At 44.7% G+C, this 17,646-nt stretch carries 17 protein-coding genes and 2 pseudogenes; 17 read left to right on the forward strand and 2 right to left on the reverse strand.

The features are described 5' to 3' along the window. Window positions 1-61: 61 nt before the first annotated feature. Both galU and R8N49_RS16420 read right to left on the reverse strand, forming a co-directional pair. A complete protein-coding gene (galU, locus tag R8N49_RS16415) occupies window positions 62-934 on the reverse strand; it encodes a UTP--glucose-1-phosphate uridylyltransferase GalU (RefSeq protein ID WP_005381239.1) in 873 nt (290 codons plus the stop codon). A 159-nt stretch (window positions 935-1,093) separates the two neighbouring features. Beyond that, entirely contained in the window at window positions 1,094-1,738 is a 645-nt protein-coding gene (locus tag R8N49_RS16420) for a LuxR C-terminal-related transcriptional regulator (RefSeq protein ID WP_005381237.1), read from the reverse strand. 277 nt (window positions 1,739-2,015) lie between these two features. Here R8N49_RS16420 and R8N49_RS16425 point away from each other — a divergent pair, with 277 nt between their 5' ends. The 17 genes and pseudogenes from R8N49_RS16425 to R8N49_RS16505 all read left to right on the forward strand — a co-directional run bounded on the left by R8N49_RS16425 (window position 2,016) and on the right by R8N49_RS16505 (window position 17,638). After that, window positions 2,016-2,555 carry a single-stranded DNA-binding protein gene (locus tag R8N49_RS16425; RefSeq protein ID WP_005381235.1) on the forward strand — a complete coding sequence of 180 codons (540 nt, stop codon included), beginning with the start codon at window positions 2,016-2,018 and terminating at the stop codon, window positions 2,553-2,555. A 242-nt stretch (window positions 2,556-2,797) separates the two neighbouring features. Then, window positions 2,798-4,807 carry an RNase E specificity factor CsrD gene (gene csrD, locus R8N49_RS16430; RefSeq protein WP_005381201.1) on the forward strand — a complete coding sequence of 670 codons (2,010 nt, stop codon included), beginning with the start codon at window positions 2,798-2,800 and terminating at the stop codon, window positions 4,805-4,807. 11 nt (window positions 4,808-4,818) lie between these two features. Further along, window positions 4,819-6,264 (forward strand): annotated as a pseudogene (locus R8N49_RS16435) (MSHA biogenesis protein MshI). Continuing rightward, entirely contained in the window at window positions 6,261-6,911 is a 651-nt protein-coding gene (gspM, locus tag R8N49_RS16440) for a type II secretion system protein GspM (RefSeq protein WP_005381197.1), read from the forward strand. The pseudogene R8N49_RS16435 and the gene gspM overlap by 4 nt, the downstream one beginning before the upstream one ends. Beyond that, a complete protein-coding gene (locus tag R8N49_RS16445; protein WP_005381196.1) occupies window positions 6,904-7,236 on the forward strand; it encodes a hypothetical protein in 333 nt (110 codons plus the stop codon). Before gspM ends, R8N49_RS16445 begins: the two co-directional genes overlap by 8 nt. Before the next feature lie 20 nt (window positions 7,237-7,256). Continuing rightward, window positions 7,257-8,897 carry a pilus (MSHA type) biogenesis protein MshL gene (gene mshL / locus R8N49_RS16450; RefSeq protein WP_005388471.1) on the forward strand — a complete coding sequence of 547 codons (1,641 nt, stop codon included), beginning with the start codon at window positions 7,257-7,259 and terminating at the stop codon, window positions 8,895-8,897. A 44-nt stretch (window positions 8,898-8,941) separates the two neighbouring features. Then, entirely contained in the window at window positions 8,942-9,787 is an 846-nt protein-coding gene (locus tag R8N49_RS16455) for an ExeA family protein (protein WP_186584631.1), read from the forward strand. Beyond that, a complete protein-coding gene (locus R8N49_RS16460; protein WP_186584632.1) occupies window positions 9,784-10,878 on the forward strand; it encodes a tetratricopeptide repeat protein in 1,095 nt (364 codons plus the stop codon). The genes R8N49_RS16455 and R8N49_RS16460 overlap by 4 nt, the downstream gene beginning before the upstream one ends. Further along, window positions 10,875-12,599, forward strand: a complete 1,725-nt coding sequence (locus R8N49_RS16465) for a GspE/PulE family protein (protein WP_005381188.1) — start codon at window positions 10,875-10,877, stop codon at window positions 12,597-12,599. Before R8N49_RS16460 ends, R8N49_RS16465 begins: the two co-directional genes overlap by 4 nt. Before the next feature lie 8 nt (window positions 12,600-12,607). Then, window positions 12,608-13,831 (forward strand): type II secretion system F family protein, encoded by a 1,224-nt coding sequence (locus tag R8N49_RS16470; RefSeq protein WP_005381186.1) that lies wholly within the window; start codon window positions 12,608-12,610, stop codon window positions 13,829-13,831. Window positions 13,832-13,834: 3 nt separating this feature from the next. Next, window positions 13,835-14,296: a hypothetical protein gene (locus tag R8N49_RS16475; protein ID WP_031781206.1), complete on the forward strand. Its 462-nt coding sequence runs from the start codon at window positions 13,835-13,837 to the stop codon at window positions 14,294-14,296. Between the two features lie 291 nt (window positions 14,297-14,587). After that, window positions 14,588-15,100: a type II secretion system protein gene (locus tag R8N49_RS16480; RefSeq protein WP_132937238.1), complete on the forward strand. Its 513-nt coding sequence runs from the start codon at window positions 14,588-14,590 to the stop codon at window positions 15,098-15,100. A gap of 44 nt (window positions 15,101-15,144) precedes the next feature. Further along, entirely contained in the window at window positions 15,145-15,378 is a 234-nt protein-coding gene (locus tag R8N49_RS16485) for an MSHA biogenesis protein MshA (protein WP_132937237.1), read from the forward strand. 115 nt (window positions 15,379-15,493) lie between these two features. Then, a complete protein-coding gene (locus tag R8N49_RS16490; RefSeq protein WP_132937236.1) occupies window positions 15,494-15,985 on the forward strand; it encodes a type II secretion system protein in 492 nt (163 codons plus the stop codon). Then, complete coding sequence (locus R8N49_RS16495; protein ID WP_132937235.1) at window positions 15,982-16,563, forward strand: prepilin-type N-terminal cleavage/methylation domain-containing protein; 582 nt, start codon at window positions 15,982-15,984, stop codon at window positions 16,561-16,563. Before R8N49_RS16490 ends, R8N49_RS16495 begins: the two co-directional genes overlap by 4 nt. Further along, window positions 16,563-17,276, forward strand: coding sequence for a PilW family protein (locus R8N49_RS16500; protein ID WP_104979757.1), 714 nt, complete (start codon window positions 16,563-16,565; stop codon window positions 17,274-17,276). The genes R8N49_RS16495 and R8N49_RS16500 overlap by 1 nt, the downstream gene beginning before the upstream one ends. Further along, a pseudogene (locus R8N49_RS16505) lies at window positions 17,266-17,638 on the forward strand (MSHA biogenesis protein MshP). Before R8N49_RS16500 ends, R8N49_RS16505 begins: the two are co-directional and overlap by 11 nt. Window positions 17,639-17,646 lie beyond the last annotated feature (8 nt).

Below are 17,646 nucleotides of genomic sequence, written 5' to 3' on the forward strand. Positions count from 1 at the left end.
AGTAAAAAGCCCAGCGTTGTGCTGGGCTTTCGATACAGTAATTTCGTACTAAGACGATGCTTTATACTGCTTTTTGTGTTGCGTGCTTACCTAGCTCAGAGGTTTTTTCATCTTTTAGATACAGGTTTTCAAAACAATAGTTAGTTGCTTCGATGTAACCTTCAACGCTACCACAGTCAAAGCGTTTGCCCTTGAATTTGTAAGCCAATACACAGCCCGCTTTTGCTTGTTTTAGCAGCGCGTCAGTGATTTGAATTTCACCACCTTTACCAGGTTCGGTGTTTTCGATCAGTTCAAAAATATCGGGAGTCAGGATGTAGCGACCAATGATCGCAAGGTTGCTAGGTGCCGTGCCTTTCTCTGGTTTTTCTACCATGTCGTCTACGCGATAGATGTCGTCTTTGATCATTTCACCAGAGATAACGCCGTATTTGTGTGTTTCTTCGGCTGGTACTTCTTGTACTGCAACGATAGAACAGCGGAACTGCTTAAATAGTGCCACCATCTGAGCCAGTACGCCCTCTTGCTCGTTCACACAAAGGTCATCAGCAAGAACAACAGCAAATGGCTCATCGCCTACCAATTCTCGTCCAGTTAGAATCGCGTGGCCCAAGCCTTTCATTTCGCGTTGACGTATATAAGTGAAGTTTGCAGATTCAATGATTTCACGGATATCTACCAACAGCTCTTCTTTGTTGGTACCGCTAATCTGATGTTCCAGTTCGTAGTTCTTATCAAAGTGGTCCATGATCGAGTGCTTGCCACGACCTGTCACAATACACATGCCGTTCATACCAGCTTGGATTGCTTCTTCGACACCGTATTCAATAAGCGGTTTGTTCACGACTGGCATCATCTCTTTTGGCATAGATTTCGTTGCCGGTAGGAAGCGTGTGCCATAGCCTGCAGCAGGGAACAGACATTTTTTTATCATTGGGGGAATATCCTATCTCGTTTTTATCAAGAATCTGCGTATAACTTTAACACGAGAGGTATCAATGAATCATGAATAAAGTAGGAAAAAATGTGAGACTCGGTGCGGAAAAAAGATGAGCGACTTGTCATTTCAGTTATCAGAGCCGCTCACATTGCATCATGACATTAAGTTTTGGTCTGCCCAGGCGATTGCCTGTACTCGGTTCTTTACGGATAGCTTTTTGAATATCTGATACAAGTGCGATTTGATGGTGAATTCACTGACGAATAACTCCTCGGCCATCTGACTGTTCGAGGCGCCAGCTTGTAGGCAACGTAGTACTTGTAGCTCACGAATGGTTAGGTCTACCGTAGCTGGTGCAGTATGAGTATTAATGACATTGCGGTAATAGTGTAAAAGTTGACTGGTTACATTACGCGGCAGCCAGTTTTGACCGTTAACAATGCCTTTTAACCCTTCTCCAATTTGCTCTAGCGTATCTTCAGAATAAAACACACCTTTTAATTGACCAAATGAAAGAAGTTCATCCGTGGTTAGTCTTTTAGGCACGTTGAAGACAACGGTTTCAAAGTTTTTCCATACAAGAGGCAAGTTTTTGATCGATTGAACAAGTGATTTATGTTCACTGAAGTCGATCAGTAGAATTTTATTACGGTGTTGTGGCTTGGCTTCCATGAGTGCTGCGGTTGAAATCACCGGGATGCTCATATCAACGTACTTTTCGAGTGCCGCCACTTTTTTTTGCGCATTATCTTCCATACTGATCAGAAATAGCTTTCTTGCGTAAGCCGACTTTCTCACGTGTTCCAATCTCCCTGGGTTCAATAGAAGCCATAAACTGGCATTAAAGAGAGGCCATAACCATCGCTTTACTGAATAAATGCGTTCGAATTCAAAGCTTCACGAAACGATGTCTGCAACGCGAATCAAAAATGCTACACACGTAAGTTGAAATACGATTTGGGTTCTAGAGGGTGACTCAATAGATCACAATGGTATTAGACTTTAATCAAAACATTAAAGCGTGCTATTCTAATGCGCTAAAATTTTATATATCCAGAGTGAAACGGAGCACATCATGGCCAGCCGTGGAATTAACAAAGTTATTTTGGTGGGGAATCTAGGTAACGACCCTGAAATTCGTTACATGCCGAATGGCGGTGCAGTAGCAAACATTACTATTGCGACTTCTGATTCATGGCGTGATAAAGCGACTGGCGAACAGCGCGAAAAAACGGAATGGCACCGTGTTGTGTTGTTCGGCAAACTTGCGGAAGTAGCAGGTGAGTACTTGCGTAAAGGCTCTCAAGTTTACATTGAAGGGCAACTGCAAACTCGCAAATGGCAAGATCAAAGTGGCCAAGATCGCTACTCAACGGAAGTCGTTGTTCAAGGCTTCAATGGTGTGATGCAAATGCTTGGCGGTCGTGCTCAAGGTGGCGGCGCACCTATGGGCGGTCAACAGCAGCAACAAGGTGGATGGGGTCAGCCTCAACAGCCAGCTCAGCAGCAGTACAATGCGCCTCAGCAACAGCAACCACAACAACAGGCTCCGCAGCAATCACAGCAGCAGTACAATGAGCCACCAATGGATTTTGACGACGATATCCCGTTCTAAATTCTGCTTATGCTTGAATCGAAAAGGCCGCGAATATCGCGGCCTTTTTTATTGTCGCAATCTAATGATTTCACAGGCTTCTCTTGGCAAGGTTAGGCGTAACAATAAAACTTATCAATGAGTGTGATTTTCTTTATGCTCCAGCCTCTCACTATCAGACTAATCCGATTGTTTGATGAACTCTTATCAAGTATAAATATTTCAATAAGGTATATGATGAATAAAAAAGGAATTTGGTATTCATGAGGTATACCCCAACTCTTAAGTTAAGCACACGGCTGGTGGCCTTTGTCACCATGATCGTTATCTGCGCCATGTTTATCTTGTTTGTCGGTGGCACCCTCTCTTTTAAACGTCTTGGGCAGGAATATCTCACCCATTATTTAGAAGGGATCGTAGAGGTGGTCGACAAGGAGATGGAAGATCCTGACGCCGCTTATTCTATGCAGCGCTGGATGCCGAAGATGCTGCAGGCTTCCAATATTGTCGAAATGACGTTGTCGACCAACAACGCCGTTGTTTATCGCTTCAAAGATACTTCTCATCAAATGGAAGCGTCAGTCTTGTTTGAGGCTGAGTACCAGTTGACTCACAATCAAGATTACACAATTCACTTTAAAGCAATTCCCCCTTACTTAGGTTACAGCTACTCAATGCAGGCGCTTTGGTCGATCACGCTTGCCGTTATATTGATCATCTTCTGCTTAATGCGCGGCGTGGCATGGCTTAAGGAACAATTAGAAGGCTCCGAAATGCTCGAAGAGCGAGGCAGAATGATCCTGGCTGGTAGGGTGGAGCAGTATGCCAAAGGTGACAAAAAAGAATGGCCTTACACCGCCAGTGAAGCGCTCGATGTATTAATCGAAGAGTTACAAGATGCGCGTCAAGAGCGAAGCCGATTTGATACCTTTATTCGAACTCAAACCTTCCTTGATAAGCTAACCGGTACCGCTAACCGAGTGTTATTTGATAGCAAGTTGGAATCGGCGTTACTAGAAAGCGGGGCTCGCGGCGCCGTGTTGCTAGTTCGTATTCAAGACTGGAAACTGGTTGAAGAAGAGCAAGATAAGCAAATTACGGATGAGTTTATTGTTGAAGTTGGGAGTTTATTGTCCAATTTAGTTCAACGATACCCAGATGTTGTATTTTCCCGTTATTACGATGCTGATTTTGCGCTTTTTCTACCGCACCAAAGTGCGAAAGATGTGGCTAACCTTGCCTCGCAATGCATTCGCCAGTTAGAAAAGTTAATGCCGCCAGAGCCACTTGATCCAGACAACTGGTGCCATATTGGCATCACCACTTATAAAGAAGGTGAGCGACACAGCCAAATCATTGATGAAGCCGAGACTGCTTTGCGTAGTGCGCAACTACAAAATAACAATAATTGGAGTCGCTTCAAAAAATGGAACCACGATGAAGAAGCTCGCGGAAGTGTGAGGTGGAGAACGTTATTTGACACAGCACTTACACCTGAAAGTGTGATACTCTACGCACAATCTGTGCACCCAATAAGTGACGCGACGCATAAAAAATCATTATATGAAGAGTTAACATGTCGGATTCGCGATCCTGAGAATGGGATTGTTAAAGCATCTCGGTTCATTTCTGCGATCAGACAGGTTGGTTATGAAGCGCAAATGGATAAGTCGGTTATTAATAAATTCTTAAGAGAGTTTAAGGATAATTTTGATAACTCAAGATCGTATGCGCTCAATTTGAATGTAACGCCATTTTCTAACCGAGAGTACTTTAAATGGTTTCGTGATGAACTCTTACAGTTGTCACGTGAGCAGAGAAAGTGTCTCAGTTTTGAGTTTGTTGAAGCACAATTTGTAAGACACTTAGACTTTATGCGACCAGTCGCTAAAATGCTGGCCGGTTTAGGGTGCCACTTAATGGTTGGGCAGGCTGGGCGTACCATCGTCAGCACTCACTATTTAAAAGAAGTGGACATTCGTTACCTTAAACTTCATCGCAGTTTAGTAGCAAAAATCGACCAACGACATGAAAACCAGCTATTTGTCCGCAGTATGCTAGGTGCGGCGGCAAACAGTAAAACTAAAATTATAGCAGTGGGAATTGAGAATCAGAACGAGCTCAACACATTAATTGAGCTCGGGGTTTATGGTGGGCAAGGGCGTTACTTTTCTGCGGAGCAGCAGTTTCTTCCTCGTCCCCAAGCGTTGCCGAATTCTCAATCAGAATCCCAAGTTAAATTGGGAAGACGAAATCGCTGGCGGAAAAAATAAAGATAATAATCATGGATTTCAAAGCACTATTCGACAAGCTTAAGCGATCATCTAGTGGTGATCGCTCCTGCTTTTTGGTTATTCAGCCAGACGCCGTTTATTTATCATCTTCAATCAAAAGTAGTCGTCCATACCAATTTGATATTTCTGAGTCCAATTGGGAAAAAGCCGTTGAGCAAGCATTGAGCGTTGCAGCGAGTGCGTATGATTCATTAACGGTTATTCTTTCTCATAACTATTACCAGATGTACCAAATCGACAAACCGGTCATGCCGCGTCAAGAATGGCCAGCCGCATAACCGTTTTTGTTGAAAGAACTGATCTCTGAGCGCGCCATCGACATTATTGCCGATGCGGTCGAGTTACCGAATTCAACCAAAGTGCAAGCATACGTCTTATCGCGAAAAATATTGGATAAGATTGTGTTACTGGCCAGTCGAGCCCAGTTACCATTAGAAGCCATTCTTCCTGAAGACGATATTTGGGGAGAGACTGCTGGTGAACTAGGAAACTTCCTATTATTACAACGCAGTGTGCGTGGTCATTTCCGTATAAGCGCTTTTGTCGAAAATACTATTGCGTTCCACCGCTCTATTCGCAGTGTGACGCCACCGTTAACGGGGGTTCCGTCTAGCGATTTACAGATGGACAGTCTGTCGTTAGAACTGCAACGTTCGATTGACTATCTTTCATCTCAGTTACGCCACGTGCAATTACACCAATTGAAAGTGTGCTGTGATGAAGAGGATGAGAGCGAGCTTGTTCAGGCTCTGAACTACCGTTTAAGTACTAAGGTTTCACCGTTATTACCACCAGAACATGAGCTATCAGGGCATGTTTTGGCTGACACTGCGGCTACTTCAAATACTCGACGCGTCAACTTATATCCCGATTACTTAAAACCGAAAAAAGAGCTCCTGACGCTAAAAAATATCGCGTTATCTTGGGGCGTTGCGGCGGCTGCAATTCTATTTTCTTACGGTTATGTCACTTGGCAGAGCAGCGGTTTGGAAGATGAGATTGCTATTGTAAAAAGTAAAGGCGATATCATGAAGTCAGAGCTTGAACGTTATCAAGTCAAGCTACGTAAACATCAACCTGACAATAATAAGCTGGCAGCTAAAGCCCGCTTAGAGCGTGAAGTCAAGGCGAAGCGAGACTCGCTTAAAGCTGTCGGGAAATACGATGACTCGCAACGCACGGGTTACTCTGGCGTGATGCAATCATTAGCGAAGCTAGGAAACCAAGAAATTTCTTTGTCCGAAATTCGAATCAATACCCATACCTTAGATCTGAAGGGACTAGCGAAAAAACCGAGCTCAGTGCCAAATTGGGTCAGCCAATTTAAAAATGAAATTAGCTTGGTTGGCCGAACGTTTGACGACGTCAAAATAGGTCGAAATGATAAGGATATTGTGACGTTTGAACTAAAAACGCGCGAGGATAAAGAGAAATGAACGAATTCTGGCTCTCATTAGAAGGGCGCTTTGGCGAAATGAGTACGCGTGAAAAAGTGCTCACCGCATTGTGCGGTTTAGTTGTCGTGATCATGTTGCTCTTTACGCTGGTATTGGAGCCAAAGCTTAACGAGATCATCAGTAATGAGAGGCAACTAAGTAATTTAAAGCAAGCCAATCAAAAGATTGAAATCGATACGCTACGTATTCAGGCGCAACTTAAGAAAGATCCAAATGCTGAGATTGATCGCGCGATATCTAATCTGTTAGCTGAGAGTCAGCATCTTTCGATGCAATTAGCGGAGATCATCGAGCATCTTATTACACCTTCGCAAATGGCTGAGCTGCTTGAAAATGTGTTGGAGCAGCAAAGTGGCATTCACCTTTTGTCTCTGCAAACCTTGCCATCTGAGCCAATAACGGAAGATAAAGAAGCATCGCAATACTCTGGTTACTACGTGCATCCTGTTCGTATGGAACTGACTGGTGACTATTTTTCTATTGCTAATTATCTGAATAAATTGGAGAGCCTTCCTGCGAGTTATTACTGGCGCAGCTTTAGTTATAAAGTCGAAGAGTACCCGAAAGCGAAGCTTGTGTTAGAAGTCTACACACTAGGATCTAGAGAGGAGTTTATTGGTGGTTAACAAACTCATCATCTCATTGCTTGTTATGGCAGCGGCAGGAACCGCTTGGGCAAACCAAGACCCAACGGCCCCACTTGGTTGGGAAAAACCAGCGGTTGAAACGTCAGCGAAACCAAAAGTTAAACGGTACCGACTGCCTAAGCTCAACAGTATTGTGTGTAAGCCAAGTACTGATTGTATCGCGATTATGGATAACAAACTTGTCGAAAAAGGCGAGCTATTTAAGGGTTATCGCGTCGCGAGCATTAATAGTGAATTTGTAACTTTAAAGCGTGGTAACCGTCAGTGGGACCTAGAGCTTTTTGATTTAAACGTAAAACAATAATAACCAGAGCCCGATCAGATATGCGCAAATTAGTTGTAGGAATAACGATTGCTTCTTTAATGGGATGTTCAATGGGTCATCGGAATCCAGTGGAAGTTAAAGAAGCGCTCAATGAATCGATCAATCAAGCGAACAGCCGCACATTGGAAGAAATCCCTTCTTCTGTTGAGGCAGACTTGATGCCAAATTTAGACTCGAACGTTGCATCAGAGCAAGGCACCTCGAAGCGTTTTCGTATTCAAGCGAATGCGGTCGATGCAAGAAGCTTTTTCGCCTCGTTGGTGAAAGGCACAGAGTACAGCGTGGCGATTCACCCGTCGGTACAAGGTAATATCACTGTCAACTTGTCAGATGTGACATTGGATGAAGTTCTGAATGTTGTACAGAATATGTATGGCTATGACGTGGTGAAGTCTGGCAAAGTTATTCAAATCTACCCAGCAGGTATGCGTACTGTGACCATTCCAGTCGATTACCTGCAGTTCAAGCGTTCTGGTCGCTCATTAACCAGCATTGTTACGGGCTCTGTAACCTCGGCTGGTACGTCTAATTCTGGTGGTAGCTCAGACAGTTCTGACTCGTCAGACTCTAACAATGGAAACAACAACGATAGCTCGACCACATCTACGGGTGGTACACGCATCGAAACCATCACTGAAAGTGACTTCTGGCCTATGCTGCAGCAAGCTGTTGCGAATCTAATTGGTTCAGGCAAAGGGCAAAGTGTGGTTGTAACGCCACAAGCGGGAGTTATTACGGTTCGAGCATTTCCAGATGATATTCGCGAAGTACGCGAGTTCTTAGGTGTATCGCAGGAGCGCATGCAGCGCCAGGTCATTCTTGAAGCTAAAATCCTAGAAGTGACGTTGAATGATGGCTACCAACAAGGCATCAACTGGTCAAACTTATCGGCGTCAATTGGTAACTCGGGTAGTATCGTAGTCAACCGCCCTGCGTCGACATTACCACCATTGGATGCGATTGGCACGCTATTGGGCGGTCAAACTAACGTGACTATTTCGGATGGTAACTTCAATGCAGTGTTGAGCTTCATGTCTACGCAAGGTGACTTGAACGTCCTTTCGAGCCCTCGTATTACCGCTGCCAACAACCAAAAATCTGTCATCAAAGTGGGTACCGATGAGTACTTTGTTACCGAGCTATCGAGCAATGCAGGCAACGGTGAAAACTCAAATGCAGTTCCTGAAGTGGAACTGACGCCATTCTTCTCGGGTATTTCCCTCGATGTGACTCCGCAAATTGATAACAAAGGCAATGTGTTCCTGCATGTTCACCCCGCAGTTATTGAAGTCACGGAAGAAGTGAAGCAATTGAACTTGGGCGGAGATTTCCAAAACATCCAACTGCCATTAGCGAAAAGCTCTATTCGTGAATCAGACTCGGTTATTCGTGCTAAAGATGGCGATGTTGTGGTTATCGGCGGTTTGATGAAACAGCAAAATCGTGAGCTTGTTTCTAAAGTCCCATTTTTGGGCGATGTACCAGCACTGGGGCATTTGTTCCGCAACGTGAATAACGTAACTGAGAAAACAGAATTGGTCATCTTGCTAAAACCGACCGTAGTTGGCGTGAACTCTTGGCAGAAAGAGCTAGAGCGCTCTCGTGATCTGCTGCAAGAGTGGTTCCCAGATGCGCAATAAGCGCTGGGAAAGGTTCTGTTTTTCAATAGGTTTGTGATTCGAGTATGTACTTGTCACACTTTGGATTCCGAGTTCAGCCTTTTTCGTTAACCCCAAATACAGAAATGTTCTTGGGGTTAGCCCCTCACTATGAGGCGATCCAAACCATCCTAGCTGCCGTGCAAATGGGAGAAGGGGTGATTAAGGTGACGGGAGAAGTCGGCACTGGAAAAACCATGGTATGCCGTAAGCTGATCGAGCAGATTGAATCTGAAGTTGAGCTTATTTACTTACCCAATCCAGTGTTGAATGGGGAACAGTTGCAGTTTGCTGTCGCCAGAGAGTTGGGTATCGAGAACGATGATCCGCTGCGTATCGTTTCCCTCATTCAAGAGCACTTGATTCAAGTACATGCCTTGGGAAAGAAAACCGTCTTGATCGTTGATGAAGCGCAAGCTCTTTCCCCACAAGCTTTAGAAACATTGCGTCTATTTGGCAACCTAGAAACGGAACAAGATAAGCTCATTCAATTGGTGTTATTCGGACAACCAGAGTTGGATGAAAGATTGGCTAACCATGATCTAAGGCAATTTCGTCAACGCATTACGTTTAGTTGCCAGTTCCGTCCTCTCTCTATCGATGAAGGCGTGGCTTACATCAATAATCGTTTAGATAAAGCAGGCAATGGGGCACACATTTTTTCTATTGAACAGAAAAAAGCGATTTGGCGTTCATCCATGGGGATTCCGCGCTTGATAAACCAAATTAGCCACAAGTCGTTGCTTGCTGCATTTAATGATCGTTGCACACTATTGAAAAATCATCATGTTTACGCCGCTATGCACGATACGTTTGATGCCCGTAAACCTAAGTTTAAAACACCCGTATTTTGGGGATGGAGTCAACCTTGAGTGCCATCAATAAAGCATTATCAGAACTTGCTGAAAAAACATCGCCGTCAGAGCTTACTCGTGCAGAGATTCCAAGTGTCTCACGCAGTAAACCTTGGCTTTGGCTTGTCGCCGGTTTTTCGTTAAGCCTTGCGGTTGGCAGTTGGGCGGTCTCTCGCGGTCCTGTCCCTTCAGGCGAGCTATCACAGTTTCAAACCGACGCTATGCCACTGTCGTCTGTGAATGTCTCACCAATTGTTTCATCGGAGCGCACTCACTCACCAACGAGTAAAATGACGCCCGATACAACTCAAGTGGTTTACACCAAACCAGCCACACAGCCGGTTGCGCAACAGCCTCACATGCAAGAGACTGATAGGTTCACGCCAAGATCTGAGATAAATATCGCCTCTGATGATGCAGTTTTACTCGCGCAGTTAGCAACGATGCCGAGCGAGGAGCAATACGATCACGTAACCCACACAACATCAGAAAACAGTTCAATGCGCATTGAGCAGGTTGAGCTTACTCACCGCCAATTATCTCTTAAAGCGGTTAGCCGAGCGGAAAAAGCACTGGATGCTAACGATATGCAAACGGCGTTATCGGCTTATGCCGAGGCGTTGCGTTATGAGCCAATGAATGCAGACACGCGTCAAAAGTTATCAGCGTTGTACTTTGGTAAAGGTGACACGCGTAAAGCATATGAGATTATTCAAGAAGGCATCAACCTAGATACGAACAACCAAGTACTCCGCTTGGCCTTGTCTAAGTTGTTAGTGAAAGCTAATCAACCTGAAGCGGCGCTGAGCCCGCTTGTTCATTTGCCTCCAGTACCAAGTCGAGATTACTTGGCGATGCGTGCGGCATTGGCACAAAAACACAAGCAAAATGACATTGCGCTTGAGAGCTATCAACTCCTCACTCAGCGTGAGCCGGAAAACGCGCGCTGGTGGTTAGGTTTGGCTATTCAACAAGAGCGCGCCCTGGCTTTTACTGCCGCGATTAACTCTTACAACCAAGCTCTGGGTAAAGTTGGCATTTCGAATCAATCGCAAGCATTTATCCGTGACCGTTTGAGCATCTTGAAAGAGTTGGAGAGCGCACAATGAAAATTCAGTTGAGAAAACGCTTGGGCGATCTTCTGGTTGAGGAAGGTATCGTCTCTGAAGAACAAATCCAGCAAGCACTAAACGCACAACGCAGTACCGGGCAGAAGCTAGGGGATGCGTTAATTGACCTTGGCTTTATTACCGAAAAGCAAATGTTGGACTTCTTGTCTCAGCAGCTTGGTTTGCCACTGATCGATCTTGGTCGTGCGCCTGTGGATGCCGAAGCCGTGCAGATTCTACCTGAGGTACACGCACGTCGCTTACGTGCGATGGTCGTTGCTCGAAATGGGGACACACTGCGCGTTGCTATGAGTGACCCTGCGGACTTGTTCATCCAAGAATCATTGATGAACTTGTTGGGCCAATACAACCTTGAGTTCATTGTTGCTTCAGAGCGTCAGCTTATTTCAAGCTTTGACCGTTATTACCGCCGTACTAAAGAGATAGCCTCCTTTGCTGAACAGCTGCATGAAGAGCATAAAGATGTACAAAGCTTTGATTACGGTATTGATGAAGCCGATAGTGAAGAGGTTACCGTTGTAAAGCTGGTTAATTCCATGTTTGAAGATGCGGTACAGGTTGGAGCTTCGGATATTCATATTGAGCCAGACGATCAAGTATTGCGTTTGCGCCAGCGAATTGATGGCGTATTGCATGAAACGCTCTTAAATGAAGTGAATATTGCATCGGCTTTGGTTCTTCGACTGAAGTTGATGGCACACCTAGATATTTCTGAAAAGCGCTTGCCGCAAGATGGCCGATTCAATATCAAAGTTCGTGGCCAATCAATTGATATTCGTATGTCGACGTTACCAACGCAGTACGGAGAATCTGTGGTAATGCGTCTGCTTAACCAGTCCGCTGGTTTGCGTCCGTTAGAAGAGTCAGGCTTGCCGCCAGACTTGCTTGCTCGCTTACGTCGACAGTTGGCGCGTCCGCACGGCATGATTTTGGTTACCGGGCCGACAGGTTCCGGTAAAACCACCACGCTTTACGGCGCATTGAGTGAGCTCAACGAACCTGGGAAAAAGATCATTACAGCAGAGGACCCGGTTGAATATCGTCTGCCTCGCATCACTCAGGTACAGGTTAACAGCAAGATCGATCTAACTTTCTCGCGTGTTCTTAGAACCTTTTTACGTCAAGACCCAGACATAATTCTTGTTGGTGAGATGCGTGACCAAGAGACGGTAGAAATTGGTCTGAGAGCTGCACTAACGGGGCATTTAGTATTGAGCACTCTCCACACCAACGATGCTGTCGACAGTGCGTTACGCATGATCGATATGGGGGCGCCGGGGTACTTGGTTGCTAGTGCGGTTAGAGCCGTGGTGGCGCAGCGTCTTGTGCGCCGAGTTTGCCCAGATTGTAAAACAGAAGACCACTTAGATGAGTCTCGCCAGCAGTGGTTAGCTGGGCGTTTCCCAAATCAAGTTAGCACCATTTTTTATAAAGGCGCAGGTTGCCAAAACTGTAACTTGACTGGTTATCGAGGCCGAATCGGTGTGTTTGAAATGCTCGAACTTGAGCAAGAGATGATGGATAAATTGCGAGCCAATGATGCGGTTGGTTTTGCGCAAGCCGCGCGCCGCTCAGAAAACTATAAGCCACTGCTTGCTTCTGCAATGGAACTGGCGCTACAAGGCACCGTCAGTTTGGATGAAGTGATGACCCTAGGTGAGGGTGATGCTTCTGGTAAGACTGATCCCATTTTCATATAGGTAAGTGAATGCCAACTTTTCGTTATCAAGGCCGCACGCTAGACGGCTCATCCACTAACGGCAAAATCGAAGCAGTGAACTCAGAAGCTGCGGCGGAAGCATTGATGAACAAAGGGGTCATCCCGCTCAATGTACGGTTAGAGAAAGAGTCGGCAAAAAGCCAAGTGAGCTTGTCTAAGCTGTTTGTGCCTGCTATTCCGTTGGAAGTAATTATTCTTTTCTCTCGCCAGTTGTTTAGTTTGACTAAAGCTGGCGTACCTTTGCTGCGCTCTATGCGTGGCTTGTTGCAAAATTGCGAAAACAAACAGCTCAAAGAGGCGCTAGAAGATGTCGTTTCTGAACTGAGTAATGGCCGAGGTTTGTCTTCTGCGATGCAGCAACACAGTAAAGTATTCAGCCCACTGTTCGTTTCTATGATCAACGTCGGTGAGAATACGGGTCGGCTTGACCAAGCGCTATTGCAACTGGCGAATTACTACGAACAGGAACTTGAGACTCGCAAACGCATTAAAGCGGCGATGCGTTATCCGACGTTTGTTATTATCTTTATCACCATCGCCATGTTTGTATTGAATATCTTGGTGATCCCTGAGTTTGCATCGATGTTCACGCGCTTTGGGGTTGAGCTACCATTGCCGACGCGTATTTTGATCGCGACTTCTAATTTCTTTGTTAATTATTGGGTGTTGCTGGTTGTGGCAATGATTGGCGCGTTTACTGTATTCAGAGCGTGGGTGGCGACGGCTGATGGTCGGGAGAAGTTCGATAAGTTTCGGCTTCGGCTGCCAATTGTAGGCGATATCGTTAATCGTGCGCAGCTTTCTCGTTTTGCCAGAACCTTCTCGTTGATGCTGAAATCAGGGGTGCCACTTAACCAGTCTTTGGCTTTGGCCGGGGAAGCCTTAGGGAACCGTTTTTTAGAAAACCGAATTCTTGAGATGAAGTCTGCAATTGAAGCGGGTAGCACCATTTCAGTGACGGCCATCAACAGTAAAATATTCACCCCATTGGTGATTCAGATGATTGCAGTAGGTGAAGAAACTGGTCGTATTGATGAGTTGCTGCTGGAGGTGTCGGACTTTTACGATCGAGAAGTCGATTACGATCTAAAAACGCTGACCGCAAGAATAGAACCATTACTTTTGGTGATTGTCGCAGGCATGGTCATGGTGCTGGCATTGGGTATCTTCCTACCAATGTGGGGAATGCTCGACATTATCAAAGGCGGCTAATAGGTGGTTGAAAATCAAAGCCGAGCAACGCTTATTGTGTTTGGGGTTATTGCTACGATTATGGCGGTGGGTTTGGCGGTCAAATTACGTCCTGTGACCGAGCAAGCACAAGTGACTGGGGCTAAGTTGGCGAGAGTTTGGATGCAAGATAGTGTTCAGCGTTATCGTCAAGCTTGGCTAGTACAAGGCGAGCCAGAACATATGCTGATGGATGGTTTTAACCTTACTATGACTGAGGACGGGTTAGTGTCTCCCTTTACTCAGCAAGGTGTATTAGATTGTGGTTATTGGCTAGCGGTGCATTACCCCCAACGTAAAATAATGACCAACAAGTTAATAGATATCAGTGGAGCCATCAAAACTGATCGTTATGTCTGTCACTACACTTATGAAAATGGTCAGTCGATTGTAGTTATCTCAACTGCTAATCAACTGAAAATAGACGTCGAAATGTCGGCAGAGTGAATTTTTTGACACCTAATCACTATAATTGGTATTGAAAGTCGGTATAATGCAATCATTACCATAAGTAAGAAGCTGTAATAGAGGGTAAACAATAATGTGTTTTTCTCATTGCAGCATGAACTGAATAATGGCGAATCGTCATTCTGCTCAAGCGGTAGATACAGTATCCACTTCACGGTCAGTTTTAGTGAACGTTGCTGCCCCAAACCGTTTTGACAATATCCAAAATGGTCGCGTGACCTAAACAAAACTTTGCAGTTGTACTGCATGCTTACATAGAGAGAGTAAACAATGAAAAGACAAGGTGGTTTCACCCTTATCGAATTGGTAGTGGTAATTGTAATCCTAGGTATTCTAGCGGTCACTGCAGCACCACGTTTCCTTAACCTGCAGGACGATGCTCGCAAAGCAGTTAACCAGGGCCTGAAAGGCGCAATGGATGGCGCTGCGGGTATTGTTTACGGCAAAGCAGCGGTTGAAGGGAAAGAAACCAAAACAGCTGCAGATACCAAAGTTGAAGACATTACGATTTATTTGGGTTACCCAACAGCAAATGAGGCTGGTATCGGTAAAGCGGTACAGGGCCTTAGTGATACAAATGACTGGACGTTGATTAAAACAGAAACGCGTACAGCTCAAGCTGGCACTACAGATGGAGTTCCAGGTAAAGTCACTTACGCATCAGAAAGTGGTGTGGACCAGTGTGTTCAGTATGCTGAAGCATATAAAAATAAAGATGGCGATGTTTTGCCAGCTAAAGCATCATTAGTGACTGAATGTACTAAAGTTGCATCTGGCTCATAGAGTTTAGGGGCGAAAGCCCCTTTTAATTTTTTAGGGACTGAGCAGTGAAAAGCATCAGAGGATTAAGCACTACTGAATTTATCGTGCTGCTGACTTTTCTCGCCGTCGCTGGCTACGTGCTATTGCCTCGGTATATCAGTTTTGGACCAGAAACATACGAAGCAAAATGGGAGCAAACCAAGCAAACCGCGGAGCACGTTTCTGAGACGCTAAGCAATAAAGAAACTTACGATCGAATTGAAGAAGAGATTAGTCGTTCAAAGGGGAGAAATAACTAGACATTGGCTATTTGTTCGTCTGTTCACATTTCGAATCGAAAAATTATAAACCTATCATTAATCTCATAATTTCATCGTATACTTATCTCGCTTGTTCTAAGCCTAAGGTTGGGTTATGAAAATTCGCAGCTCTGCATTAGGGTTTACGTTAATGGAGTTAATCCTCGTGATTGTTCTCCTCTCTATCCTTTCACTTTTTGCAGCCAGCCGTTTTATGGGCTCTGGCAGTTTCTCTGCATATGCATTACAAGAACGCGTGATTTCTGTTATTCGCCAAGTGCAGGTGAATCGTATGCAGTCGAATTTTGAAAAAAAAACTGATAATAACTTTCGTTTACAAGTTTCTAGCTCATGCATTGGTTCAGTTGCTGCCTGCACACTAACAGGCAGTGCACAAGATGCTCGTAGTGACGTAGTTATTGATAAATCCGCAAAGTTTTCACTGACCAATGCCGTAACTAATCCAATCGAGTTTAATTTGTTGGGTAATCCTATAAATTCTGCGAGTGGTGGAGTTTCAATCCTGATTGAAGATAAACATGGTCGAAGCCGCTGCCAAGTTGAAATTAATACTCAAGGTTATGTTTCAAAAGGTACATGCTCATGAAGAAATCTAGTGGCATTACGTTAATAGAAATGATCATCGCGATTGTTTTAATGGGCATTGCGATGGTGGCGTTTACTTCTTTTCTTGTCCCTCAAATTCGAGACTCAGCTATACCTCATTATCAAACTCGTGCCGCTGCATTAGGCCAAGGTTTTATGTCTCAGATATTGTCGCGAGGCTTCGATGAAAACAGCGACTTTGATGGTGGCACCGTTCGGTGTGGTGAGAATGGAGTGAGCTGCACTGACGTAAATAAATTAGGTGCGGATAAAAAACTAGACGGTTCCTTGGAAACAACGCCTAGTGATTTCAATGATGTCGATGACTATATCGGGTGTTGGAGCACATCTACAACGGCTTCTCAGTGTGATGGTGTCCCTAGAGGGAATATTAGTGATGTACTTGGTGCGGACAGTACTGAGCAGTACAAAAACTTTAGATTAGAAATTAGCGTTGCCTATGATGATCTGACGGATAAAGCTCCCGATGAAATAACCGAATACAAAAAAGTAACATTAAGGATTTTTGCGGGGAACACGCAGCCCCTTACTTTAACAGCTATTAAGGGGAACTACTGATGAAAGATCGTGGTTTCACCTTAATGGAAATGATAGTTACGATTGTGGTCGGCAGCTTCATCATGTTGGGGATAGCTGGGTATGTCCAGTTAGGAATGAAAGGTTACGCTGATACTATCGATCGCCAACGAATACAAACACAGGCTCAGTTTGTTTTAGAAAAGATGACCCGAGAAATCCGCCATGCTGTACCTAATAGTTTTCATGTGCCAAAAGGAACAACTAATTGTCTAGAGTTTGTGCCGATTGAATATTCTGGTTTTTACACGTTTAAGAATAATGATTTAGAGTTTTTGCTAGGTAATGACTCAACGCTTAATCCTATTCCTGCGAATCGCAGGATGGTGATAAATCCGAGCCGATATGAAGATTTACAATCAACTTCTTCGCGAAATATAGCCATTGGTGGTTTAGCTAAAACAGGTAAGGTTTTTGTTGTTAGTGGGGGGGCAAGTACGATTACGGGATCCTCTGTTTCTAGCCGTCTTTATATTTATCAAGAGAAGTCGGAGGTTCGCTACTGTTTTGATACCAAGCGAGTTACGCGAAATGGTATTACGGTTGCGGATAGTGTCGATTCGTCCGTAAGTGGTATGCGTTATCTAGAGCCAACTCTGCAACGAGGTGGTTTAGTTCATATCAATTTAGAGTTTGAGCAGGATGGTGAACGTAGTGTGTATCAACAAGATGTGCAGGTGCTCAATGTCCCATAGAAGAAACTCCAGCGGAAATGTACTAATCATCGTGTTGTTCGTCATTATTGTAATGGGATATTTGGCTTCCTCTTTAATGAAAGTGACATGGTCGAATCAAAGCGGATTAACAAGAGAGTTTTTGGGAACAAAAGCTTGGTTTGTTGCTCAGTCTGCAAATGAGTGGGCATTGACAAGGTTATATCCCATCAATGGTACGAGTGATAGCGTCGCGACAATCTGCACAAATACGGTAAGCGGTGCAATGCCTAATGTCACACAAGGGACCGGATGTAGGCTTAGCCCAATGAGTTGTGTAGATTTAGGCACTTTAAACTTAGGAACACCATGAGCGCCAGCAAGAGATTTGGGTTCGGGAGTAATAACAAGA

The organism is Vibrio sp. 1978 (assembly GCF_033344345.1).